Below are 24951 nucleotides of genomic sequence, written 5' to 3'. Positions count from 1 at the left end.
GTGCGTCTAACGGCCGATCGGAGTTATTGGTCCGCGTATCTGCGCTCGATCGCTTCCCAGATAAGGCTGGCCGTGTCGGTACCGTTGAATCTGTCGATTGCAACGATTCCGGTTGGCGAGGTAACGTTGATTTCCGTCAACCACTTCCCGCCAATCACGTCGATCCCGACAAATACCAGACCGCGCTTCTTCAGTTCGGGCCCCATTGCAGCACAAATTTCCTCTTCACGCGGGGTCAATGTCGCAGCCTCCGCATGACCGCCTTGCGCCAGATTCGAACGAAACTCACCTTCTCCGGGAAAGCGGTTGATTGCCCCGGCAAATTCACCATCGACGAGGACTATACGCTTGTCGCCTTCCGCCACTTCCGGGAGAAATGGCTGCAACATATGCGGCTCTGGCCAGGTAAGGTCGAATACCTCGCTGAGTGCCGACAGGTTTGTACCGCTCTCATCAAGGCGGAAAATCGCCTTGCCGCCATTGCCGTGGAGCGGCTTTACAACCACCGAACCGTGCTCACGCTGGAAGGTCTTGAGGTCGTCAAGATGCCGCGCGATCATGGTCGGTGGCATGAACCTGGCATAATCGAGCACGAACATCTTCTCGGGCGCGTTCACCACTTCGCGCGGATCATTTACGACCAGAGTAGTGCCCTTCAACCGATCGAGCAGAAAAGCGGCACTGATATAGCCAAGATGGAACGGGGGATCCTGCCGCATCAACACGACGTCGATATCCCTTGCAAGATCGATACGGCGGCGTTCCCCGGCAGTGAAGTGAGCGCCTTCGACCCGCTGAACCTTGACCGGTGCGGCATGCGCTGTGATTTGGCCCGCGGGCGTACCGTCGCTTTGCCAGGCGAGACTTGCGACATCGTAATGCCAGACCTCATGCCCGCGCTCCTGCGCTGCGAGCATCAAAGCGAAGCTGCTGTCTCCCGCGATCTTGATGCTTTCGAGCGGGTCCATCTGTACGGCGACACGTAGGGTCATCTCAAACTCCGGTTATACTGAGCCCGCCGCAGGATCAGGGCTGCCAGGCGTTGGCGATGTGGCGAGGGAAGGCACCAGGTGCAAGCAGGATTACATCGACACGGATATCCTCCCCCTCCTGTGCATATCGATGCGCCACGGCCTCGGTCGCTGCGGCAACGCGGGTCAAGCGCGTCTGGTCAATCGCGTAGTCTAGTTCCTCGCGCTTCTTAAGCCATTTCACCTCGACGAAAGCGATCAGCCTGCCGCGTTTCGCCACGAGATCGATCTCTCCTGCCGGCGTCTTGATGCGCCGGTCGAGAATCTGCCACCCCTTCGCCCGCAGCCAGAGCGCCGCACGCGTCTCGCCATCGCGACCGCTGCGCTCGGCCTGCTGACGGTTCATTCGGACTTCAACTCCATCGCGCGAGCATAGAGCGCCTTGCGATCCAGACCGGTCGCCTTCGCGACCTGTCCGGCGGCCTGACTTGCCTTCATCGTCTGCATGGCTTCACGGAGCATATGGTCCGCATCCGCATCACTGGGAGCATGATCTTGCGGCGGTCCGACGAGAAGCACGATTTCTCCTTTCGGAGGATTAGCATCGTAATAGGCGATCAATCCGTCGGACAGTCCACGGCGGCACTCCTCGTGCAACTTGGTGAGTTCGCGCGCAACTGCGATTTCCCGCTCGGGCAGGACCTCGCCCAGTACCTTCAGCGATTTGAGCAGGCGTGGCCCTGTTTCGTAAAAAACCAGTGTCGCATTGGTGGCAGACAGTTCCTCGAGTGTTTCGCGCCGGGCCTTGTCCTTGACCGGCAGGAAACCGGCGAAGAGAAATCGGTCGTTCGGCAAGCCGGAAAGCGTCAGCCCTACGATCGCAGCGCATGCACCGGGCAGGCTCGTGATAGGAATGCCTTCCGCACGGCAATCGTTCACCAACCGGTATCCTGGATCGGAGATCATCGGTGTCCCCGCGTCGCTCACCAGCGCGACCGCGCGCGTACGGACGGATTCGACAAGGCGGGATCGGTCGCGATGCTCGCTGTGATCGTCGTACCGCCAAAGCGGTTTGGAAATACCCAGATGCTTCAAAAGCTTGCCGGTGACCCGCGTGTCCTCGCAAGCAACCGCGTCGCAGCGTGACAGAATGTCCACGGCTCGCATGGTGATATCGCCCAGATTGCCGATAGGGGTGGCAACAAGGTAAAGACCGGGTGTAAGGCGGTCCTGTAGAGGCTGGGCGGCATCGCTCACTCTCTCCCCATGAACTACCTTAGAGGGACGCGGCAAGAATGAAGCGCGCATTTGTCACCCGGCGTAACGTAATGATGGCGGCAGGCGCAGTCCTGCTTTCAGGCTGTTCGATAATTCCGAAAGGCGGCGATGCCCCTACCGTGGGCACCCCCACACCGGAGCCGAGCGCGACCACCCTTCCCCAGGACGAGAACCTGCACCGAGTTGCACTGCTGGTGCCCCTTTCCGGCCAGAACGGCGAAGTGGGACAATCGATCGCCAACGCAACGACCATGGCGATCCTCGACACTGAAGCGAGCAACTTGCGCATTACCACCTATGACACTGCCGAAGGTCCGCAGGCAGCGGCTAGGCAGGCGATTGCCGACGGCAGCAAGCTGATAATAGGCCCCTTGCTGGGCAGCAACGTCGTTTCGGTCCGCGCCGAGGCCGCTCCAGCCAACGTGCCGATTATCAGCTTTTCCAACGATGCGACTGTGGCCGGCCCTGGCGTATTCGTGATGGGTCATATTCCCGAACAATCGATTGCGCGCAGTGTGGAATATGCACGCGACAATGGAGCCGACAGTTTCGCCATACTCGCGCCCGACGGTGATTATGGAGTGCGCGCCGACGCAGCGCTGCGTTCGGCTCTTTCCGAATACGGCGGGAACCTCGTCGCGAGCGAAAACTATACCCGCAGCAATACTTCGGTCGTCAGTGCCGCGGGCCGGTTGAAGCAGCGCGGCGGCTTCGACACGATCCTGATCGCTGACGGAGGTGCCAATTCGATCCGGGGTGCGGAAGCCGTGAAGTCTGCTGGCCTCCGGATTTTGGGGACCGAACGTTGGAGCGGCGACAGTGCGTTACTACGGTCTTCCGCACTGCGCGGCGCGCTCTTCTCCGCTGTCAGCGATGCTCGCTACGCCGGCTTTGTGCGTAGCTATCAGGAACGGTTCGGCGGACAGCCTTATCGCGTTGCGACGCTTGGTTACGACGCTGTCCTGCTGACGCTTCGGGCAGCACGCGAATGGCGCTTCGGCCGTCCATTTCCTACCGATGTTCTGTTCCAGTCGGGGGGATTCGACGGTATCGATGGCCCCTTTCGCTTTCAACGGAACGGCGTGATTCAGCGCTCGATGGAAGTACGCCGGGTAACCAATGGCGACGTAGAGGTTGTCTCGGCTGCCCCCAAGGGCTTCTGACAGGCGGATAACCTTACCGTCCAGCTTGCGGCGAGCACTGCGAGCGATATAGCCTGCGGCAATGTCCGACGACCTGTTCGAAAATACGCCGACATCTTCCGGCGACTATGATGCTTCTTCCATCGAGGTCCTCGAAGGCCTTGAGCCTGTGCGCCGACGCCCCGGCATGTATATCGGCGGGACTGACGACCGGGCTTTGCACCATCTCGTCGCCGAAGTGCTCGACAATTCGATGGACGAGGCGGTCGCCGGCCATGCCAGCCGGATCGAGGTCCGGGTCGAGGAAGGCAACCGCATCACCATCTCTGATAACGGGCGCGGGATGCCGGTGGCAGAGCATCCGAAGTATCCGGGCAAGTCGACGCTGGAAGTCATCCTCACCACGCTCCATTCGGGCGGCAAGTTCTCGGGCAAGGCCTATGCTACCAGCGGCGGTCTCCACGGCGTGGGCGTCAGCGTGGTCAACGCTCTGTCGGACTACACACGGGTCGAGGTAGCGCGCGACAAGACGCTGTATGCGCAGGAATTCTCCAAGGGCGCGCCCAAGGGCGATATCCAAGAACTTGGCCCTACCCCAAATCGGCGCGGGACAACGGTAACTTTTGTTCCCGACAGCGAAATCTTCGGTGACCGCAAGTTCAGCGCCAAACGGCTATTCAAGCTCGCCCGCTCTAAGGCCTATCTGTTCGCGGGCGTGGAAATCCGCTGGAAATGCACCGAAAGTCTGGCTTCGGAAGAAGTCCCTGCAGAGGCAATTTTCAAGTTTCCAGGTGGCCTGGCCGATCACCTCGCCGAGCAGATCGGCGGACGAGAATGCGTCACTGCCCAGCCATTCGCCGGATCGCAGGACTTTCCCGAGCAGGACGGCATGGAACAGGGCCGCGTCGAATGGGCGATTGCATGGCCACTCTATTCTGACGGTTCGACGAGTTGGTACTGCAACACGGTGCCCACGCCCGACGGCGGTACGCACGAGCAAGGTGTCCGTGCGGCCCTTACCAAGGGGCTGCGTGCGTTCGGCGAACTGACCGGCACGAAGAAGGCAAAGGACCTCACGGCTGACGATATCATGGTCGGTGCCGAGGTCATGCTCAGCGTCTTCATCCGCGATCCGCAGTTCCAGAGCCAGACCAAAGACCGCCTCACATCACCCGAGGCAGCTCGACTGGTAGAGAACGCAGTGCGCGATCATTTCGATCACTTCCTTTCCGACAACATGGACCGAGGCAAGGCTCTGCTGGGCCAGGTTATGGAGCGGATGGACGAGCGCCTGCGCCGCAAGCAGGAACGCGAGATCAAGCGCAAGACCGCAACCAATGCCAAAAAACTGCGTCTGCCCGGAAAGCTTACCGATTGCTCCGGCGAAGGCGACGGAGAAACCGAACTGTTCATTGTCGAAGGCGACAGTGCAGGCGGCAGCGCCAAACAGGCTCGCAACCGCAAAACACAGGCGATCCTGCCTATCCGCGGCAAAATTCTCAACGTCGCCAGCGCCACTGCCGACAAGATCCGCGCCAATAGTGAAATAGCCGACCTGACGCTCGCCATGGGCTGCGGCACACGCAAGGATTGCGACCCGGAGAACCTGCGTTACGACCGCATCATCATCATGACCGACGCCGATGTCGACGGCGCGCATATCGCCACGCTGCTTATGACGTATTTCTTTCAGGAAATGGCCGAAGTGGTACGCGGCGGACATCTCTACCTCGCACAGCCTCCGCTCTACCGTCTCACATCAGGCAAGGAGAGCCGCTATGCGCGTGACGATGCACATCGCAAGGAGCTCGAAGAAACCGTATTCAAGGGAAAGAAGGTAGACGTCGGCCGCTTCAAGGGTCTTGGCGAGATGAATCCTCAACAACTACGCGAGACCACGATGGACCCGGATACGCGCAGCCTGATCCGCATCACGCTGCCTGCCGAATTCGAGCAACGTGCAGTGGTTAAGGAACTGGTCGATCAACTCATGGGCCGCAATCCCGAACACCGTTTCAATTTCATCCAGAACAATGCAGGCGAGTTCGACCGAGAAATGATTGATGCCTGACACCCGTGATCCGGAAGGGCCGTATGGGTATGCCCGAAATAATTAGTTATTCGGCAAGCCGCGTCTTTACGTAAATCCTACCTTCCAGGGTCTTGTGAACCGGGCATTTGTCGGCAATTTCGAGTAAACGTGTCCGCTGCTCCTCGGAGAGATCATTCCCGCTAAGAACGATTTCACGGGTAATGAGCTGATGCGGCATTCCCTCTTCTTCCGCCAAGCATTCTTCGCAATCCTTGGCATGATTGCTCGAGTGAACCAGATTGATTTTAACGCCCTCGAGCGGCCATTTCTTGCGCTCGGCGTACATCCCCAGGGTCATCGAGGTGCACGCGCCCAAGGCGCCTAGCAACAGATCGTATGGCGTGGGGCCGGTATCGTCGCCACCGTAGGATTTCGGCTCGTCGGCGATGAACCGGTGGCTGGTCGTGTGGATTTCCGTGCCGAATTTGCCATGACCCATACAGGTCACCACGCCTTTGTCAGGCATCGGCCAGTCCTCGCGAAGCGGTAGATAGCGCCCGGCCCAGCCAGCGATGACGCTCGCGGCGAATTTCGCGTCTTGCTCTTTCAAGAGGAGATGGTCTGCGCCTTCCAGGCTGATGAAGCTCTTCGGATGCCGGGCCGCCTGGAACAGTGCACTAGCGTGTTCGATACCGACGATGTCGTCTGTCGGGGAATGGAGAAACAGGAGCGGCTTCCGTAAGCGACCGACTTCGGCCAGCAGGTCCGTATTTTCGACCTTTTCAATAAACTCGCGGCCCAAAGTAAATTCGCGGCCGCCAATTTTCACCACGCCCTCACCCTTGTCGCGTATCCTTTCGAGATCACCATCGATATTCGATAGGACATGAGGCACATCCGATGGTGCCCCAATGGTTGCAATCGCCGCGACCTTGTCGAAGCCGAGTTCGTCCGCAGCAGCAAGGACTGCCGCACCGCCGAGGCTGTGTCCCACAAGCAGGATTGGCTGAGGGAATCTGTCGATCAGTTCCTGGGCGGCTGCCACCAGATCTGACACGTCGACGGCAAAGCCCGCTCTTCCGAAATCGCCGCCACTCCCTCCAAGCCCCGTGAAGTCGAAGCGCAAGCAGGCGATGCCCTGGCCAGCCAGCTCTCTTGCCACGGCAACTGCCGCTTTGCTGTTCTTCGTGCAGGTGAAGCAATGGGCGAAAAGGGCAGCCCCTCGCACCAGTCCGGTAGGAAGCTCAAGCGAACCGGTCAGGTCGTGTCCCGCATCCGTGGTAATCGTGATATTTTCCGTCGGCATGATCCCTCCGTCGTTCCTTGGCCTTGTCACTACAACGCCCCCTTGCCCTTGAAGTGCCAGCGCCCTAACGCATCCGTAAAGTTGCAAGGGAAAACCGATGTCCGAAACGACCCGCTTCGAAGGTACGCAGTCCTATATCGCCACCGAAGACCTGAAAGTCGCCGTCAATGCAGCCGTTACGCTTCGTCGTCCGCTATTGGTCAAAGGGGAGCCGGGGACGGGCAAGACCGTACTGGCTCATGAAATTTCGAAAGCGTTAGATGCTCCGCTGATCGAATGGAACGTCAAATCGACGACAAAGGCGCAGCAAGGCCTCTATGAATATGACGCGGTAGCTCGCTTGCGCGACGGCCAGCTTGGTGACGAGCGTGTTCACGACATTTCGAATTACATCAAGAAAGGCAAGCTGTGGGAGGCCTTTACTTCACCCGAGCTGCCAGTCCTATTGATCGACGAGATCGACAAGGCCGACATCGAGTTTCCTAACGACCTCCTGCAGGAGCTCGACCGCATGAGTTTCGATGTCTACGAGACGCATACGCGGATCGAGGCGAAAGAACGGCCTATCGTGGTCATCACCTCGAACAACGAGAAAGAGCTGCCCGACGCTTTCCTGCGCCGCTGTTTCTTCCACTACATCAAATTCCCAGACCGCGAGACGATGCGTGACATCATCGAGGTCCACTTCCCCGGTATCCAGAAGAACCTCGTCAGCAAGGCGATGGAAATCTTCTACGAACTTCGCGACGTACCCGGCCTCAAGAAAAAGCCTTCGACCAGTGAACTACTCGACTGGCTCAAGCTACTGCTGAACGAGGACATGCCGCTGGAAGTCTTGCAGGACAGCAATCCGAACAGCGCCATCCCGCCACTCCATGGTGCATTGCTGAAGAACGAGCAGGACGTGATGATGTTCGAGCGGCTTGCCTTCATGGCCCGGCGTCAGACCTGAGGCCGATCAACATTCAAACTCCGCCGCCTCAGGCACGCGGCTGAAGGCAATTTTCACGCCGAGATAGTTGAGATCGAGTCCATATTGTGAACTCAGGACCACGGCTTGTTTGCGATAGCGGCGGTTGAGGTCGTCGATGCAGCACCATAGCGCAGCCTGGCGGGCATCGCGGGCATCTTCTTCGCGCGAGACAAACAGGTCGAGCGGCGGCGGTTCCGCGCGTAAATCGTGAAGATAGCATGATACCAGCTTGAGCTCCGCGTTCGCGCCATCGCTACTGCGCACAACATCCATTATTTGCGGCCAGAATGCGTCAAGTTCGCGCAGAAAACGCCAGCTATTCTGCGTTGGACGGAAAACAGCCTCATGGCCAAGCGCGATCCCGCTTGCGAGCTTGGCGGTGAAATGCATGGCGCCTGCGTGGAGGTCGTAATATCGCAACCTGCTCGCCGCCTTGAGGATCAGCGCGCGGGCGACGATCCGCGCACCGTCGGACCGTCGGTATTCGCCCGAAAGGACGCGACTATGACCGATCATCCGTTTTGCGGCAGGCGTCTCGCGTCGAATGTCGTATCCATGCAGGCCGTAATAAAAGCGCTCTCCTTCGACCGAACCCCATAGCGCGCGCGCCTGTTTTGGCTGAAGCTTCCACAGACCCGTGAAATCGTTCACTCCCGCTCGGGCGAGACGTGTCTCGACGCCTTCCCCGATACCGGGAATGGCACGCAGCGGTAAATCCACCAGCGCGTCGGGCAGCATGGAATTGTCGATCAGTGTCAGCCCATCCGGCTTGACCAGTTCGCTGGCGAGCTTGGCAAGGAGCGGGCTTGTCGACAGGCCGATGGAAGCCTTCAGCATCGGACCGATATTGCGCGCGATCCCGCGCTTGATATCCCGTGCCTTTGCCTCTGCAGCAAGTCTCGTCGTCTCGGTCCGGTCCAGCTCGCACAAGCATTCGTCGATCGAGCAAACTTGTTCGACCGGGATGTGCCGTTCGATTTCCACCATCAGCTCTTTGTGGATCGCGACATAGCGATCATGGCGTGCCGGACGCACGGCTATGTCTGGACAGAGACGGCGTGCCTCGGCCACCGAAGTGCCGCGGGAAATACCCAATGCCTTGGCTTCGTAACTGGCCGCAATTGCACCGCTATACTCGGACTTCAGCGGCGTGACGATGACTGGTCTGCCGCGCAACGCAGGCTCGTCATGCTGTTCGACACTCGCAAAATAGGCATTGAAGTCGATGAACAGGTACCGCAATTCGTGCGGCCCGGTACGGGCAAACATTGTCGCAATCGTCCTCCTTCGCGAATCGCTCGCGATGAGAACATATTGAGAACAAGTTGCGCTGTCAGCTCATTTCGAAAAGCACCGCTCTGATCAACGGAAGCTATACGCCAGTTCGAAATCACCCCAGCGGCGACCGTTGATTACGATTGGCACATAGACGTTGCGAACGACGACATAATTCTTCCCGTCGCCTTCCTGGCGATAGACGGCCATCATATAGGCATCGTTCTGCTGCTTCGCTTTCTTGTCGATCGCGTAGAGCATGATCCGCCCGTTGCGGCAGTAGGTGGTATCATGTGTCAGATCGCCGGTCGGCTTGCGACACCGGTCGGTGATGTGCGTGGGCAGGAAGCCTTTCATGTCGGCCTGCGAACACATCATGATCGGACCACCCTCGCCTACGACCCGGTCGTTGATCGGGCGCCAGTGGGCATCGGCCCAATCGCTCAGCGCCGTGCGATACTGCTTCGGGTTGGTGCCTTCGAGGAGCCGGTAGTTGTCGTCGAACAACTGGTCCATGCTCAGCGAGCCGCTGTTAATGGCTTTTTCCGCGGTCGCGATGACTTCGGCAGCGAAGTGCTGCGCTTTTTCAACCATCTGACTGTCCTGCGGAGATAGGCCGGCCTTCACGATCTGGTCGAACATTTCGCTGGCGGTCAGTTCGAGCTCCTCGATCCGCTCGTGCGCGGTTTCAAGCCGGTGCTCGTTTTCATTGGCAGCCCGGTCGAAGCTATCGATCACACTGGATACCCGGTCGACGTGTTCGGTCATCATACCGGTGGCGCGAGTAATCTGGTCGTTCTGCTGGTCGACTTCCTCGACCAACTGGCTAACGCCAGAAATAGTTGCGTCGATGCTGGCAACCGAAGTCTTCGCTTCATTGGATGCCTTGGCACCCGCTTCGATCCTTTCGATGACGGTTGCCGCTTCGCTTCCCAGCGTTTCGATGACGTCGCTGATCTCGTCGGTCGCCTTGCGTGTCTCGCCGGCGAGGGTCTTCACCTCATTGGCAACTACCGCAAAGGTACGCCCCGCATCACCCGCACGCATAGCCTCGATAGTGGCGTTGAGCGCGAGGATGTTGGTCGTCTCCGCGATCTGCTCGATATCCTGCGAGCATCGCTTCACCTGATCCATCGCAGCAGCGAAACCGGTGACATGGGTGGCAAGCGTTTCCACGAGATCGAGCAGATTGGTAATTTGCTGAAGCGAGGACTGGATCTGACTGGTGCCCATGTTGAGCCGCTCGATCGCCCGCGCCGAAAGCAGTCGCGCCTCGTCGCTGGCCTCGGAAACCTTGCGCTGATCGGCTTCGAGCTCCTTGACCGTTCCCTGAAGCTCGATGTGCTCTGCCCGCAGGACACCCGAACTGTCGAGAACCGCCTGGACGATACCGGCGACATCGGAGCACCCGACTGTGACCTTGCCGCAGGCTTCCGGAATGCGGTCGAGGGCCGATGCTCCCCGTGCATCGATTGCGCTCACTTCCATCTGTCGTGACCCCTGTTTTGGAATGTTCGCCCTGCACTCTAGGGGCGAATGGTTAGGGGAGCGTTAAGTCTAACTGCACATTCGAAGAATTGGTGGCTGGCGGGGGCTGGCGCGTCGGCGATGTGCGGGTTAGGAAAGAACGATGTTCTTCAATTTCGTCGACGAGCTGCGCGCAGCAGGCATTCCCGCGAGTTTCAAGGAGCACCTTACCCTGCTCGAGGCGCTCGACAGGGAAGTGATCGGGCAATCCCCGGAAAGCTTCTATTATCTGAGCCGCGCGACGTTCGTGAAGGATGAAGGCCTTCTCGACCGGTTCGACCAGGTTTTCTCCAAGGTCTTCAAGGGAATCATGACCGATTACGGCCAGAATCCGGTGGATATTCCGGAAGACTGGCTGAAGGCAGTCGCCGAGAAATTCCTTTCCGAAGAGGAGATGGAAAAGATCAAGAGCCTGGGAGACTGGGACGAAATCATGGAGACGCTTAAGAAGCGGCTGGAAGAACAACACGAGCGTCACCAGGGCGGCAATAAGTGGATCGGCACCGGAGGCACCTCACCCTTCGGCAATTCGGGCTATAACCCCGAGGGTGTGCGTATCGGGGGCGAAAGCAAGCACAAGCGCGCGATCAAAGTGTGGGACAAGCGAGAGTTCAAAAACCTCGACAACACCAAGGAACTGGGCACGCGCAATATCAAGATGGCGCTGCGCCGCCTACGCCGCTTCGCCCGCGAAGGTGCGGCGGACGAGTTGGATCTCGATGCGACGATCGAGGGCACGGCCAAGCAGGGATGGCTCGACATCCGCATGCGGCCAGAACGGCATAATGCGGTGAAGCTCCTGCTTTTCCTCGATGTCGGAGGATCGATGGATCCTTTCGTCAAGATTACCGAGGAGCTTTTCAGCGCCGCTACGAGCGAGTTCAAGAACCTCGAATTCTTCTACTTCCACAATTGCCTTTACGAAGGCGTCTGGAAGGACAACCGACGCAGGTGGCAAGAACGTACCAAGACCTGGGATATACTCCACAAGTACGGACACGACTACAAGGTCGTCTTCGTCGGCGATGCCGCGATGAGCCCCTACGAGATTACCCATCCCGGTGGCAGCGTCGAACACATGAACGAAGAAGCCGGCGCCGCCTGGATGCAGCGGGTGACAAACACCTATCCGGCAACTGTATGGCTCAATCCCGTGCCGGAAAAACAGTGGGGTTATTCGCAATCGACCAAGGTGATGAAGCACCTCGTCAACGATCGGATGTATCCCCTCACACTAGACGGATTGGACGATGCGATGCGCGAACTCAGCCGAAAACAAGGCTGAGAGGCAGTCGGATCCCACTCGATAGGGGGTCAACTGTAGATCAGATGCGGCGCGATTGTTTCGCGCCAGCTTTCCTCATCGGTTCCGGCAATCTCTTCAAGATCGCCCGGTTCGGCCTCGGTATCGTCGACCCATTCGCGCAAGACTGGACCGCCGTTGATCACATCGATGGCAAGGCGATCAAACTCGTACTCGTAAGGGAAATCGCGCCAGAGTTCGTAATCCGGATATAGGGTGCGGATCGCCTTGAAGGCCAGCGCCTGCAAGCGCCAAGGCTTGAATTCGTGATGATCGTAAAACGGCGCTTCAGCGTGTATCATCAAGCCATTGCATAGGTTGCCTGCGTGCTTGTGGAAGGTCGGTTCGAACCAGCATTCGCGTAGGCGGCATCCACGCAGCCACATGGGCGAAACGCGCTTCATCTCCTCCAGCACGGCATGGGCATCGATATCGGGCGCACCGAAAAGCACTTCGAGTGGCCGGGTCGTCCCCCTGCCCTCGCTCAGCGTCGTGCCTTCGAGCATGACCGTACCGGCATAGGCTCGAGCCATGTTCAGATTTGCTGCGTTGGGACTCGGATTGATCCACACGCGGTTGTCGGGCCAGCCAAAGCCGGGCGCCTTGCCCGGTTTCCAGCCTTCCATCTCTATGACGCGGTAATCGACATCGAGCTTGAAATGCTCGACGAACCAGTGGCCCATCTCTCCCATCGTCATGCCGTGGCGCATCGTCATGGACGCAGCGCCAACGAAGCTTTCCTGTCCGGGGAGAAGCAGTGTGCCTTCGACGGGGCCTCCCGCCGGGTTGGGCCTATCCAACACCCAGACCGACTTGCCCGTTTTCGCAGCTTCCTCAAGCAGATAGAGCAGCGTTGTGACAAAGGTATAGATCCGACAGCCAAGATCCTGAAGGTCGAAAAGGAAGACATCGGCGGTCGACATCATCTGGCCAGTCGGCCGGCGCACTTCGCCGTAAAGGCTGAAGATGGGAATGCCATATCGCGGATCGGTCTCATCCGCAGTCTCGACCATGTTGTCCTGCTTGTCGCCCTTCAGGCCGTGCTGCGGACCGAAAGCAGAGGTCACGTTGATCCCGCGGCCTATTAGCGCATCGAGCGAATGCTCGAGCTGAGCAGTGACCGAGGCTGGATGGGCGACAAGCGAAACGCGTTTGCCTTCAAGGGGCGCACGCAATTCGTCTTCAGTGATGAGGCGATCGATCCCGAATTTCATGCGGGCGTGGGTGCAACAAGGCGAGCGGTGAAGCAAGCGTGATCATGGAAGTCCGGTTCGTCCTGTGAATGTGCGAGCGCCCAGAAGCTCTTGATCCCGCCTTCTTCTTCCAGCACGCAAGTTATTCCGGCAAAACAATCGCCTGCGGGCAGAGCGCCCGCAGGTATCGCCGCGTCGAAGATTGCAAAGCTGCTGCCCTGCCGCATGGTACACTCCGGTTCGCGTGGAGAAGACCTGTCCTTCATGCCTTCCCTGGGCGAGGAGAAGTCATAAGCCGCCCAACGCTCAGATGGGGAAAGGTTGAACTCGCAATAGGCATCCCCGCCATCGGGTTTCAGGAACAGTTCGAAGCAGGTTGTACGCCACAATTCGTCAGCTCGTCCCTTCCCCGCGAAGGGAGGCACCATCAGCTTGCCTGAACCCTCGATTCTCCAGCGTAGTCGCAACCAGTTGCCATCTAGCGAGACGACCCGCGCGGATACGGCAGATACCTCCAGTGGCGGGTAGGCCCCGTGAGCGATGAGTTCATGCGTTTGCAAAGCCAAATCCCCATGCTAGCGGGCGCTCCATCATGAGCACCTACCAATCCGATCTCCTGCGTCTGCTCGAAGAGCGCGGCTATATCCACCAGATTACCGATGCGGAGGGATTGGACGCCCTTGCCGCACGGCAGATCGTTCCTGGGTATATCGGATTCGATCCCACCGCACCGTCGCTTCACATCGGCAGTCTCGTGCAGATCATGATGCTGCGCAGGCTCCAGCAGGCCGGGCATAAGCCCATTGTCGTTATGGGCGGTGGAACGGGCAAGATCGGTGATCCTAGCGGACGCGACGAAAGCCGGCGCCTGATGACCGACGAGATCATCGCTGAAAATGTTGCCGGAATCCGGCAGGTGTTCGAACGCCTGCTTACCTTTGGCGACGGTCCGACCGATGCAATTATGGTCGACAACGACGAGTGGCTCAGCAAGCTCGGCTACATCGAACTTCTTCGGAGCGTCGGACCGCATTTCACTATCAATCGCATGCTTACATTCGATTCGGTCAAGTTACGGCTCGATCGGGAGCAGCCGCTGACCTTTCTCGAATTCAACTACATGATCCTCCAGGCCTACGACTACCGAGAACTCGCACAGCGTTATGACTGCCGCCTGCAAATGGGCGGAAGCGATCAGTGGGGCAACATTGTCAACGGTATGGAACTGGCGCGCCGGATGGACGGCAGCGAACTTTTCGGCCTCACCACGCCGCTGTTGACCACTGCGGACGGAGCAAAGATGGGCAAGACCGCTGCCGGTGCGGTCTGGTTGAACGAAGCCCAACTCCCCAACTACGATTTCTGGCAATACTGGCGCAATGTGGACGACCGGGATGTGGGCCGTTTCCTGCGCCTGTTTACGGACTTGTCACTTGACGAGATTTCCCAACTCGAAGCTCTCGAAGGAGCCGAAATCAACGAGGCGAAGACGGTTCTCGCCAATGAAGTCACGGCACTGGTCCGCGGACGGGACGCAGCGGTATCGGCAGAGAAAACCGCAGCAGAGACCTTCGCCGGCGGCGGAACAGGCGAAGACCTTCCTTCGATCACTGTCGGCACTGAAGGAATGCGGATCGGTGCGGTGCTTACTGCGCTGAATTTCGTTGCCTCTGGCAAGGAAGCCAAGCGCAAGCTGGCCGAAGGCGCCGTGAAGATCGATGGTGTCGCAGTGACCGATCCGGGGCATCTTGTCGAGATTGCAGCAGGCAAAGAGGCCAAGCTGTCACTGGGAAAGAAGAGACACGCGATTATCAGACAGTAGCAGCCCTGCGGGTACCAAATCCTTTAGAAAATCGCCCTTTCGGTTTACTATTTCTTCGGCATTTTGAGCGATAAGGTGCGGGTCACGAGAACATCAAAAGGGTCACACCGCATGAGCGCCGGAGCACAACTCAGCGTAACCGACCAGCGCCGGATGGCGCGGCACCCGGTCGACCACCCGGTCATCGCCGAGCATTTCGGCAAGGGCGACATGCGGATGCATATCGCGAACATTTCCGCCAACGGTTTCATGATCGACGATGCCGATGCCATCAATCGGGGCGAGCGTGTCGTCGTGCGCCTGCCGGTCATCGGCCGCATCGAAGCCTATTGCATCTGGTGCCGCGACAACCGTGCCGGATTCCAGTTCGAACGCATCATCCGTGTCGACGATTTCCTGTCGATGATCGACACGCTGCAGCCGAACCCGCGCCTGCGCAAGCTGCGCTGAACGCCAACATCTCTTTTTAATCGAGCAAGCAGGCGTCTCTTCACAAGCGAAGGGGCGCCTGCCATGCGTCTGGGGTGACGTTAGACATCGCCTCCCCCAACACATCGCCGCTTCGCATAGCCAATTTTCGCGCCTACTGGCTTTCACGCCTGTCGATGACGCTGGCGCAATATGCGATGATGCTGATCATCGGATGGCAGACCTATAACATTGCGCGCGACGGCGGGATGTCCGTTGGTGAAGCCTCCGGCCAATTGGCCTTGATCGGCCTGCTGCAATTCGTCCCCTTGTTCCTGCTGACGCCCTTTTCCGGTTGGGCAGCGGATCATTTCGACCGCCGAAACCTCGGGCGACTGACCGTCCTCCTGCAACTGCTTTGCGCAGCAATTCTGGCGTGGCTGACATGGACCGATGCCATTGCTCTGCCCTGGATTTTCGGCGTCGCAATCCTGCTTGGCATAGCCCGCGCATTTGCAGGTCCCGCGCTGTCGGCGCTCGCTCCGAATCTCGTTCCCAAGGCGATTCTTCCCAATGCCATCGCCCTTTCGAGCATTTCATGGCAGGTCGGCATGATTGTCGGTCCCGCGGTCGGCGGCTATTTTTATGCCGTCTTTCCTTCCCTGCCCTACATAGTCGCCGGCGGGTTGTTTCTGGTCTCGATCACCGCGCTTTCCTTTATCGGCAAGGTTCCGCAGCCGCCCCGTCCGCAGAATCAGCGCCCGATCCACGCGATGGTCGAAGGGCTGCGCTATGTCGTGCGCAACAAGATGGTTCTAGGTGCAATTACACTGGACCTCTTCGCAGTATTCCTCGCAGGCGCGACGGCGTTGTTTCCCGTTTATGCCCGCGATATTCTACAAGTCGGAGAAACCGGGCTAGCGCAATTGGCAATGGCGCCCGCTGTCGGAGCTGCGCTCACGGCGCTATGGTTCAGCTTCCGCCCGCTCAGGACACAGGTCGGGCCCAAGATGCTCTGGGCCGTCGCTATTTTCGGTGTGGCAACGATCATTTTCGGCATTTCGACCTCGATGCCGCTTAGCCTCGCCATGCTCTTCATCGTCGGCGCGGCCGACATGTTCAGCGTGTACATCCGCCAGTCGCTGATCCAATTGCACACGCCAGACGAAAAGCGAGGGCGGGTATCTTCGGTGAGCCTGTTGACCATCAGCGCCTCGAATGAATTCGGCGACTTCTTTTCCGGCAGCCTGGCATATGCGATAGGCCCGGTAGCCGCGGTCGTGAGCGGCGGGGCGGGTGCGATCATCACGGTGGCGGCTTGGACAAAGATTTTTCCCGTTCTTCGCACCACGAGGACCTTCGACCCGCCTGAAGAATTGCAAGAACAGACACCCGAAGAAAAGCTGCAGGAGCAGATCCCATGAAAGCCCAGTCAGTCCTAGAAACCATTGGCGGTACGCCGCACATTCGCCTCGCTCGCCTGTTCCCCGACCACGAGGTCTGGGTGAAGAGCGAGCGTGCCAATCCGGGCGGCTCGATCAAGGATCGTATCGGCCTCGCAATGGTCGAAGATGCGGAAAAGGACGGCAAGCTCAAGCCGGGCGGAACGATCATCGAGCCGACCAGCGGCAATACCGGCATCGGTCTGGCCATGGCCGCCGCGGTCAAGGGCTACAAGCTTATCCTTGTGATGCCTGAAAGCATGAGCCTCGAGCGTCGACGACTCATGCTGGCATATGGCGCGACCTTCGACCTGACACCCAAGGAAGGCGGCATGAAAGGTGCGATCGAACGTGCGCACGATCTGGTCCAGCAGACCGAGGGTGCATGGATGCCGAGCCAGTTCGACAATCCTTCCAACTTCGAGGTGCACAAGCGCACCACGGCACGCGAGATCCTCTCGGATTTCGCTAACGAGCCGATCGACGTAATGATTACCGGCGTCGGCACCGGCGGCCACCTCACCGGCTGCGCCGAGGTACTGAAGGAAACCTGGACCGGCATGAAGGCCTATGCCGTAGAACCGACCGCCTCGCCCGTAATCAGTGGCGGTCAGCCGGGCCCCCATCCCATCCAGGGTATCGGTGCAGGCTTCGTGCCGGAAAATCTGCACACCTCGGCAATCGACGGGGCAATCCAGGTCGAACCGGAGGATGCCAAGCAGTGGGCTCGCCGGTGCGCCGCAGAGGAAGGTTTGCTGGTAGGCATCTCGAGCGGCGCCACGCTTGCCGCGATCGCCAAGAAACTACCCGAACTCGATGCAGGCAGCCGTATCCTCGGTTTCAACTACGACACAGGCGAGCGTTACCTATCGGTGCCGGACTTCCTGCCAACCGAATAGGATTTGGCAGACTTTCAACGCAAAGAAAGGGCGCCCTCCTCGCGGAAGGCGCCCTTCTCTTTTGCCATAGCTCGCTATCAGGCGGCCGTCTGGAAGGCATCCTCGCCCAGCGCCATCAGGCTGTCGCTGCCGGCTTCCAGCTTGCGGCGCAGCGCACCAGCGTCGGGCAGATAACGGTCCATGTAGTAGCGTGCAGTGGCCAGCTTCTGCTCGTAGAACGCCTTGTCATCGCCGGCGCTGCCGAGCTTCGCTTGCGCCACCTTGGCCATTTTCAGCCACATCAGGCCCAGGGTCACGATGCCCATAATGTGCATATAATGGTGCGCACCTGCGCCAAGGTGGTTGGGGTTCTGCATGGCATTCTGCATGAACCACATGGTCGCTGCCTGCTGCTGCCCAAGGGCCTTCTCAAGCTGTTCGGCCATGTCCTTCAATTCGTCGACTTCCTTCGCCGCAGCGATTTCCTCGCCCACGTGCTTGAAGAAAGCCTGCACCCCGGCCCCGCCCTTCTGGGCGAGCTTGCGACCGCAAAGATCCATCGCCTGCACGCCGTTGGTGCCTTCGTAAATCTGGGCGATTCGCGCGTCGCGGACGAACTGGCTCATGCCCCATTCCTCGATGTAGCCATGGCCGCCGAAGACCTGCTGCATGTTGGTGGCGACTTCATAGCCCTTGTCGGTGCCGTAACCCTTGATCACCGGAGTCATCAGCCCGAGTAGCAGGTCGGCTTCTTCGCGTTCTTCCTCGGTTTCGGCCTTGTGGATCAGATCGACCAGCAAACCGCCCCACAGGGCGAGCGCGCGCATGCCTTCGGTGAAAGCCTTCGCGTCCATCAGCATGCGGCGGACGTCGGGGTGGACGAAAATCGGATCGGCCTGTTGATCGGGTTCGGCCGGACCGGTCAACGCGCGGCCCTGCCGACGGTCGAGCGCATAAGCGACTGCGTTCTGATAGGCGACTTCGGCCTGGCTCAGCCCCTGGATGCCGACGCCGAGGCGCGCGGCGTTCATCATAATGAACATGGCGGCAAGCCCCTTGTTCTCCTCACCGACTAGCCAGCCCTTTGCGCCGTCATAATTGAGGACGCAGGTCGAATTGCCGTGAATGCCCATCTTCTCTTCGATCGAGCCACACATCACACCGTTACGCTCGCCCAGCGAACCGTCCTCGTTCACGAGAAACTTGGGCACCACGAAAAGCGAGATGCCCTTGGTGCTGTCGGGCGCGCCCGGGGTCTTGGCGAGAACGAGGTGGATGATGTTCTCGCTCATGTCGTGCTCACCGGCCGAGATGAAGATCTTGGTGCCTGTGATCGAGTAGCTGCCATCGCCCTGTGGCTCTGCCTTTGTACGGATCATGCCAAGGTCCGTTCCGCAATGCGGCTCGGTCAGGTTCATCGTACCCGTCCACTCGTTCGAGATCATCTTGGGAAGGTACATCGTCTTTTGCTCGTCCGAGCCCTTCGCGATAAGTGCCGAAATCGCGCCATTGGTGAGACCCGGATACATGCCGAAGGCCTGGTTGGCGCTGGAGATGAACTCTTCCATCACAAAGCCCAGAACATGCGGCATGCCCTGTCCACCGAACTCTTCGGGAGCGGAGATCGTACCCCAACCCGCTTCGCGAAACTGGTCGAATGCTTCCTTGAAACCTGGAGGCGTGGTGACCGACCCGTCTTCATTGCGGACACAGCCATGCTCGTCACCGACGCGGTTGAGCGGTGCGAGCACCTCGGCGCAAAACTTGCCGCCTTCGTTGATGACGGCTTCCACGACATCTTCCGAGACCATTTCGAATCCCGGCAGGTTTCCATAGCTGGCCAGATCCAACAATTCGTTGATGATGAAACGGGCATCGCGGGCGGGTGCAGTATAGGTGGGCATTGTTCGTCCTTGGGAGAGAGTGTCGTTCGGGTGGCGTCTCGCCGGGGAGTAAGCGGGGTCAGTCGAGCTGGTCTTCGACCAGCTTTATGAATTCGGAGAGCTCCTTGATCGAGCTGTCGATATCGGCACGCTGCGCCTTCAGTTTGGCGACATGCTTGCGGCATTTTTCCAATGTCACGCGGCGCTGCTCGGCGCGGCCATCGTCGAGATCGTAAAGATCGATCATCTCACGAATCTCGGTGAGCGAAAAGCCCACGTTCTTGGCCCGCATGATCCATGCCAGCCGAGCACGATCGCGCTTCGAATAAATTCGCGTCAGCCCCACCCGTGATGGTGCGATCAAGCCTTCGTCTTCGTAGAACCTGAGGGCCCGGGCCGTACAATCGAATTCGCTGGTCAGGTCCGAAATCGAAAATTGCTCGCGCTCGAGCTTGTCAGGTCGGTCGAGATGGGCACCGGCATGGCGGCGTTCGTTATCGGTATTGGAAAGCGGCTGGGTCATGTCGACATCTCTAACCCAACGTTTACGTAAGCGTCAAGAATTGACGGGCCGGAGAATGCCATCTTCCAGCAAGCGATAGAAGCAGCTGACTTTGCCGGTATGACAAGTCGGCCCCGCAGGGCGGCAACGCAGGACCAGCGCGTCCTGGTCACAATCTACCAGTACTTCCTCGACATTCAGAACGTTGCCCGAGCTTTCCCCCTTCTTCCACAGCCTCCCGCGCGACCGGGAGTGGAAGTGTACCACACCTGTGGAAATGGTCGCATCGAGCGCTTCCCGGTCCATGTAGGCGATCATGAGGATTCGATCCGTCGTAACGTCCTGCACGACCGCGCTCAGCAGGCCCTGCGGATCGAATTTCGGTACAAACGTAGTGCCTTGTTCGATTTCTTTTTGATCTCGGGCCACGAATGCTCCTGAAATTGTATATATGCGACAGGTTGTTGCAGGATCACCACAAGAGATGTCCAAAATCGACACTAGCGGCAGATCGCTGTTTGATGAACGCAAATTTTAGAGGATGTATCACCCAGCAAGCACGTGAGGCTTGCCCGCCGGAGCATCGGTGCCAGCAGAGCGCCAGGTTCAGGGGGTCCCGGATCCGCAGCCGCATGGGGGTTTACACGCGGCGCATCCGGTAACGATGAGGGATAGGATCTGGTGCATGCTGGGGGGCTGCACTTAGTCGCAAGACGGGTCCGGTGTATTTCGTCACGTGGCGCCCGGGGTCTTCGGACTCCGGGCGTTTCGTTTATCGCGCATGATCGAGCGCCTCGTCGAGAACCCGCGCGAAGCACGCTATGACGACGCTTTTCGCGCCTGCACGCTTCAGCGCTTTGACGCACGCCGTACTGGTGGCGCCGCTGGTGAGAATATCATCCACAAGGAGAATATGGCGCCCTTTGACCGCATCGGGCCTGCGCACTGCAATTGCACCGGCCAGAGCTCTCGCCCGCGCTTTCGCACCCATCCCGCCGAGACTCGGGGTGCGCTTTGTCCGCACAAGACCGTCGACCGTCAGGAGGCCGTGTCCTGACTTCTCCAGTTCGCGGGCTAGCAGTGCCGCTTGGTTGAACCCACGGTGCCACAACCGCCAGCGATGCAATGGAACCGGGATCAGAAGCCGCTCTTCTTCGCATGACACGATTCGGGCGGCGATCAACCGGGCGAGCAGCGGAGCAAGCGCGATTCGTCGGCCGTGCTTGAGCGCCAGAACCAGCTTGCGCGAGGTATCGGTGTAGAGTGTGCCTGCTGCTATACCGTCGTGAACCGGCGGATTACCCAGGCATGGCGCGCAGATCGCACCTTCCGCTGGCCCGCTATCCCCGAATGGCCGCTGGCATAACGCGCATGAGGGATTTCCGGGAATGGCGAGGTCCGACCAGCAGGTGACGCATAGTCCGCCCTGTTCGCCAGTGCCTTCCCCGCACGCCGGGCATCGCGGCGGATAGACCAGGTCCACGAATGGGGCCATGCCCTCCCCCACAGCCCGCCGAAGCATGGTTACTCTCCCCATAGGAACTCGCTGCACGGCTTGCACGGCAGTTGCAAGCGCGGCATCGGGGGCGGCGATGGATACCAAGGCACCTCCTCGCATATTCAGTCGCCAGCGTCGCAAGGCAGGATATCGCCGCGCGCTCGTCCGTCAGTCCCAGCGCGATGCGGCGCGGTATGTACTCGACGACATGGTCGAGGATGTGCTCGACCGGCTGGAATTCATGCGCTTCGAACCCGCCAAGGTCCTTGTGATCGGCGACTGGACGGGCACTCTCGCGCTTTCGCTGCGCGGACGGGGATCGTCCGTCGAGGAAGCCGATGTCCGCACCATCGACGAAGAAGCCCCGCTGGAGAGCGGACCCTATGATCTGATCGTCAGCCTCGCGTCGCTGGACCGGGTCAACGACCTGCCTGGCGCCCTTCTCCATCTTCGCGCCGCACTGGCGGAGGGAGGCATCCTCATCGCTTCCATCATCGGGGCGGGCAGTCTTGCCAATCTGCGCCGCGCAGTGATTGCAGCGGAACCGGACCGCCCTGCCCCGCGCATGCATCCGCTGGTCGACAATGCGGCGGGTTCTGCCCTGATGCAGCGCGCGCTGTTCAGGCGGCAGGTGGTCGACAGCCGGAGCCTGGAAGTCGCCTTTCCATCGCTCGATCGGCTGGTGTCCGACCTGCGCGACCAGGGGCTGACATCAAGCCTCTCGAGCGCCGCTTCTCCGCTGGGCAAGGCTGCGCTGGAGCGGGCCCGATCTGCATTTCTCGACACGCGCAATGGCAACGGACGGGTACTCGAAAATTTCGAGATAATCACACTAACTGGTTGGAAAGATTAACGAAGACTCGCCTGTGCTGCGGCAAGCCGTGCGATGGGCACGCGGTAGGGCGAAGCGCTGACGTAATCAAGGCCGGTCTTCTCGCAGAACGCGATACTGGCCGGATCGCCGCCATGTTCGCCGCAAATGCCGAGCTTGATGTCGGCGCGGGTCGTCCGTCCGCGCTCCGCCGCCAGTTCGACAAGCTGCCCCACCCCGTCGATATCGAGGCTGACGAACGGGTCGCGCGCGAAAATGCCCTTGTCGACATAATCGGTGAGGAAGCGGCCGGCATCGTCGCGGCTCACGCCGAGGGTGGTCTGGGTAAGATCATTGGTACCGAAGCTGAAGAATTCGCCGACTTCGGCGATTTCCCCGGCCATCAGAGCGGCGCGCGGCAGTTCGATCATCGTTCCGACGAGATATTCCACCGTGCAGCCGGTGGCTTCGAACACTTCGCCTGCCACACGGTCGACCACGTCTTTGAGCAGTTCAAGTTCGCGGCGCGTCGCCACGAGCGGGATCATCACCTCGGGCACCGGCGCTTCGCCGCTGTCCTTGGCAACCTGACATGCCGCCTCGAAAATCGCGCGCGCCTGCATCTCATAGATTTCGGGATAGGTGATCCCCAGGCGGCATCCGCGATGGCCGAGCATCGGATTGAATTCGTGCAATTCGCCCGCGCGGCGGCGGAGTTGGTCCACGCTCTTGCCGGTCGCTTCGGCGAGTTCCGCGAATTCGGCATCGCCCGAGGGCAGGAATTCATGGAGCGGCGGGTCAAGCAGGCGAATGGTGCACGGCAGGCCTGCCATCACCTCGAAGATGGTCACGAAATCGCTGCGCTGCTCGGGGAGCAGCTTGGCGAGCGCCGCCCGGCGCCCGGCTTCATCGTCGGCGAGGATCATCTGGCGTACCGCGCTGATGCGGCCCGCGTCGAAGAACATGTGTTCGGTGCGGCAAAGCCCGATGCCCTCGGCGCCGAACTGGCGCGCCATGCGACATTCGGCCTCGGTTTCCGCGTTTGTCCGCACCTTCATACGCCGATGCTTGTCCGCCCATTCCATCAGCGTGCCGAAATCGCCGGCCAGCTCTGGTTCGTTGGTGGCGACTTCACCTGCCATCACCTGCCCGTTTCCGCCATCCAGCGTGATGACGTCACCTTCCTTCAGCTCACGATTTCCGATGGTTAGCGTGCGCCCTTCACGCGCAATGGAAACCTGCGAGGCACCCGATACACATGGACGGCCCATCCCGCGCGCCACCACGGCGGCGTGGCTTGTCATCCCGCCGCGCGCAGTCAGGATGCCGGTGGCGGCATGCATGCCGTGAATATCCTCGGGCGAAGTTTCGACACGCACGAGGATGACCTTCTCGCCCCGCCCCGCCCAGAGTTCCGCCGTATCGGCATCGAGCACGATCTTGCCGCTGGCCGCCCCCGGGGAGGCTGGCAGGCCGGTGGTCAGCACGTCGCGCGGTGCGTCGGGATCCAGCGTAGGGTGGAGCAGCTGGTCCAGCGCCATCGGATCGATGCGCAGGATCGCGGTCTTTTCGTCGATCAGCCCTTCGGCCACCATGTCGACCGCCATCTTGAGCGCGGCCTTTGCAGTGCGCTTGCCATTGCGGGTCTGCAGCAGCCACAGCTTGCCCTGCTGAACGGTGAACTCGATATCCTGCATGTCCTTGTAATGCTTCTCGAGCAGCTCGAAGACATGCGCCAGTTCGGCGAAGGCTTCTGGCATGGCTTCTTCCATGCTCGGCTTGTCGGCCCCGGCGGATTCGCGGCGCGCCCTGGTGAGATATTGCGGCGTGCGGATGCCCGCGACCACATCTTCGCCTTGCGCATTGACCAGCCATTCGCCGTAGTAGGCCTTCTCGCCGGTCGAAGGATCGCGGGTGAAGGCAACGCCGGTGGCGCTGGTATCGCCCATGTTTCCGAAGACCATTGCCTGCACGTTGACCGCCGTGCCCATGTCATGCGGAATGTTGTTGAGCCGTCGGTAGATCTTGGCGCGTTCCGTATCCCAGCTGTCGAACACGGCCGCGATCGCGCCCCATAGCTGTTCGACCGGGTCCTGCGGGAATTCATGGCCCAGCTCACGCTCCGCAATAGCCTTGTATTCGGCGACCAGCGCCTTCCAGTCCTCCGCACTCAGTTCCGTGTCAGAATAATAGCCATTGTCTTCCTTGGCGATCTCCAGCGCTTCCTCGAACAGCCCGTGATCGAGGCCGAGCACGACATCGCCATACATCTGGATGAAGCGGCGGTAGCTGTCCCAGGCGAAGCGTTCATCGCCCGACGTCTTCGCCAGGCCCTCTACCGTTATGTCGTTGAGGCCCAGATTGAGGACGGTGTCCATCATGCCGGGCATCGAGACTGCGGCACCGGAGCGGACCGAGACGAGCAGCGGGTCCGACGCATCGCCGAAACCCTTGCCGACAGTCCTTTCGACGTGGCTCAGCGCCTCGGCAACGTCGCCGCGCAGCTTCTCGGTGAAGTCGCTGCCGCCGGCGAGGTATTTCAGGCATTCCTCGGTCGCGATGGTGAAGCCGGGAGGAACCGGCAGTCCGATACTCGCCATTTCGGCAAGATTTGCGCCCTTGCCCCCGCTAACGGTCTTGTCCTTCTGCCGTGCATTCGAATGCGGGGCATTGCCGCCGAAGGTGAAGACTGTTTCGTTCATTTCGC

22 protein-coding genes are annotated in these 24951 nt (G+C 59.9%); 9 read left to right on the top strand and 13 right to left on the bottom strand.

The features are described from left to right. Positions 1-23: 23 nt before the first annotated feature. Genes gshB through rsmI form a run of 3 tightly spaced genes read right to left on the bottom strand, consistent with a single transcriptional unit; the run spans position 24 to position 2228 of the window. Positions 24-992 (bottom strand): glutathione synthase, encoded by a 969-nt coding sequence (gene gshB, locus K3180_RS05705; RefSeq protein ID WP_221538908.1) that lies wholly within the window; start codon positions 990-992, stop codon positions 24-26. Between the two features lie 34 nt (positions 993-1026). Beyond that, the gene (locus K3180_RS05700; protein ID WP_221538906.1) at positions 1027-1377 is read right to left on the bottom strand and encodes a YraN family protein; all 351 of its coding nucleotides are present in this window, start codon (positions 1375-1377) and stop codon (positions 1027-1029) included. Then, positions 1374-2228, bottom strand: a complete 855-nt coding sequence (rsmI, locus tag K3180_RS05695) for a 16S rRNA (cytidine(1402)-2'-O)-methyltransferase (protein WP_345719429.1) — start codon at positions 2226-2228, stop codon at positions 1374-1376. The genes K3180_RS05700 and rsmI overlap by 4 nt, the downstream gene beginning before the upstream one ends. A gap of 38 nt (positions 2229-2266) precedes the next feature. Here rsmI and K3180_RS05690 point away from each other — a divergent pair, with 38 nt between their 5' ends. Further along, the gene (locus K3180_RS05690; RefSeq protein ID WP_221538901.1) at positions 2267-3412 is read left to right on the top strand and encodes a penicillin-binding protein activator; all 1146 of its coding nucleotides are present in this window, start codon (positions 2267-2269) and stop codon (positions 3410-3412) included. A 61-nt stretch (positions 3413-3473) separates the two neighbouring features. Continuing rightward, entirely contained in the window at positions 3474-5462 is a 1989-nt protein-coding gene (gene parE, locus K3180_RS05685) for a DNA topoisomerase IV subunit B (protein ID WP_221538899.1), read from the top strand. 46 nt (positions 5463-5508) lie between these two features. Here the strand turns inward: parE and K3180_RS05680 are convergent, their stop codons facing one another. Then, the gene (locus K3180_RS05680) at positions 5509-6729 is read right to left on the bottom strand and encodes a bifunctional alpha/beta hydrolase/OsmC family protein (RefSeq protein WP_221538897.1); all 1221 of its coding nucleotides are present in this window, start codon (positions 6727-6729) and stop codon (positions 5509-5511) included. A gap of 97 nt (positions 6730-6826) precedes the next feature. Here K3180_RS05680 and K3180_RS05675 point away from each other — a divergent pair, with 97 nt between their 5' ends. After that, entirely contained in the window at positions 6827-7681 is an 855-nt protein-coding gene (locus tag K3180_RS05675) for an AAA family ATPase (RefSeq protein ID WP_221538896.1), read from the top strand. A 6-nt stretch (positions 7682-7687) separates the two neighbouring features. Here the strand turns inward: K3180_RS05675 and K3180_RS05670 are convergent, their stop codons facing one another. Next, positions 7688-8971, bottom strand: a complete 1284-nt coding sequence (locus K3180_RS05670) for a Y-family DNA polymerase (RefSeq protein ID WP_221538893.1) — start codon at positions 8969-8971, stop codon at positions 7688-7690. Between the two features lie 93 nt (positions 8972-9064). Continuing rightward, positions 9065-10465, bottom strand: coding sequence for a methyl-accepting chemotaxis protein (locus K3180_RS05665; RefSeq protein WP_221538891.1), 1401 nt, complete (start codon positions 10463-10465; stop codon positions 9065-9067). 142 nt (positions 10466-10607) lie between these two features. Here K3180_RS05665 and K3180_RS05660 point away from each other — a divergent pair, with 142 nt between their 5' ends. Continuing rightward, positions 10608-11789, top strand: a complete 1182-nt coding sequence (locus tag K3180_RS05660) for a vWA domain-containing protein (RefSeq protein WP_221538889.1) — start codon at positions 10608-10610, stop codon at positions 11787-11789. Positions 11790-11818: 29 nt separating this feature from the next. Here K3180_RS05660 and K3180_RS05655 read toward each other — a convergent pair whose 3' ends face one another. Both K3180_RS05655 and K3180_RS05650 read right to left on the bottom strand, forming a co-directional pair. Next, positions 11819-13021, bottom strand: coding sequence for an exo-beta-N-acetylmuramidase NamZ family protein (locus K3180_RS05655; protein WP_221538886.1), 1203 nt, complete (start codon positions 13019-13021; stop codon positions 11819-11821). Further along, the gene (locus K3180_RS05650; protein ID WP_345719428.1) at positions 13018-13428 is read right to left on the bottom strand and encodes a DOMON-like domain-containing protein; all 411 of its coding nucleotides are present in this window, start codon (positions 13426-13428) and stop codon (positions 13018-13020) included. The genes K3180_RS05655 and K3180_RS05650 overlap by 4 nt, the downstream gene beginning before the upstream one ends. Before the next feature lie 164 nt (positions 13429-13592). Here K3180_RS05650 and tyrS point away from each other — a divergent pair, with 164 nt between their 5' ends. From tyrS to cysK, 4 genes are all read left to right on the top strand, one after another. Further along, a complete protein-coding gene (gene tyrS, locus K3180_RS05645) occupies positions 13593-14822 on the top strand; it encodes a tyrosine--tRNA ligase (RefSeq protein ID WP_221538882.1) in 1230 nt (409 codons plus the stop codon). 111 nt (positions 14823-14933) lie between these two features. Then, entirely contained in the window at positions 14934-15272 is a 339-nt protein-coding gene (locus tag K3180_RS05640; protein WP_160727993.1) for a PilZ domain-containing protein, read from the top strand. Between the two features lie 74 nt (positions 15273-15346). Then, the gene (locus K3180_RS05635; protein ID WP_345719427.1) at positions 15347-16654 is read left to right on the top strand and encodes an MFS transporter; all 1308 of its coding nucleotides are present in this window, start codon (positions 15347-15349) and stop codon (positions 16652-16654) included. Then, positions 16651-17571, top strand: a complete 921-nt coding sequence (gene cysK / locus K3180_RS05630; RefSeq protein WP_221538880.1) for a cysteine synthase A — start codon at positions 16651-16653, stop codon at positions 17569-17571. The genes K3180_RS05635 and cysK overlap by 4 nt, the downstream gene beginning before the upstream one ends. 77 nt (positions 17572-17648) lie before the next feature. Here the strand turns inward: cysK and K3180_RS05625 are convergent, their stop codons facing one another. The 4 genes from K3180_RS05625 to K3180_RS05610 form a co-directional block, all read right to left on the bottom strand. Then, positions 17649-19454, bottom strand: coding sequence for an acyl-CoA dehydrogenase C-terminal domain-containing protein (locus K3180_RS05625; RefSeq protein WP_221538878.1), 1806 nt, complete (start codon positions 19452-19454; stop codon positions 17649-17651). A 58-nt stretch (positions 19455-19512) separates the two neighbouring features. Then, positions 19513-19956, bottom strand: coding sequence for a MerR family transcriptional regulator (locus tag K3180_RS05620; RefSeq protein ID WP_221538876.1), 444 nt, complete (start codon positions 19954-19956; stop codon positions 19513-19515). Positions 19957-19989: 33 nt separating this feature from the next. Beyond that, positions 19990-20364 (bottom strand): phosphoribosyl-AMP cyclohydrolase, encoded by a 375-nt coding sequence (hisI, locus tag K3180_RS05615; protein ID WP_221538874.1) that lies wholly within the window; start codon positions 20362-20364, stop codon positions 19990-19992. Between the two features lie 343 nt (positions 20365-20707). Then, positions 20708-21430: a ComF family protein gene (locus tag K3180_RS05610; protein WP_247710341.1), complete on the bottom strand. Its 723-nt coding sequence runs from the start codon at positions 21428-21430 to the stop codon at positions 20708-20710. Between the two features lie 97 nt (positions 21431-21527). Between K3180_RS05610 and K3180_RS05605 the strand changes: the two genes are divergently transcribed. Then, positions 21528-22286 carry a methyltransferase domain-containing protein gene (locus tag K3180_RS05605; RefSeq protein ID WP_221538872.1) on the top strand — a complete coding sequence of 253 codons (759 nt, stop codon included), beginning with the start codon at positions 21528-21530 and terminating at the stop codon, positions 22284-22286. On the opposite strand, the gene ppdK is transcribed toward K3180_RS05605, so the two are convergent. Further along, positions 22283-24946 carry a pyruvate, phosphate dikinase gene (gene ppdK, locus K3180_RS05600; RefSeq protein ID WP_221538870.1) on the bottom strand — a complete coding sequence of 888 codons (2664 nt, stop codon included), beginning with the start codon at positions 24944-24946 and terminating at the stop codon, positions 22283-22285. The two genes, K3180_RS05605 and ppdK, sit on opposite strands and share 4 nt — an antisense overlap. Positions 24947-24951 lie beyond the last annotated feature (5 nt).

The organism is Qipengyuania huizhouensis, assembly GCF_019711635.1.
Classification (GTDB): Bacteria; Pseudomonadota; Alphaproteobacteria; order Sphingomonadales; family Sphingomonadaceae; genus Qipengyuania; species Qipengyuania huizhouensis.
This window is presented reverse-complemented; position numbering and strand designations above follow the sequence as displayed.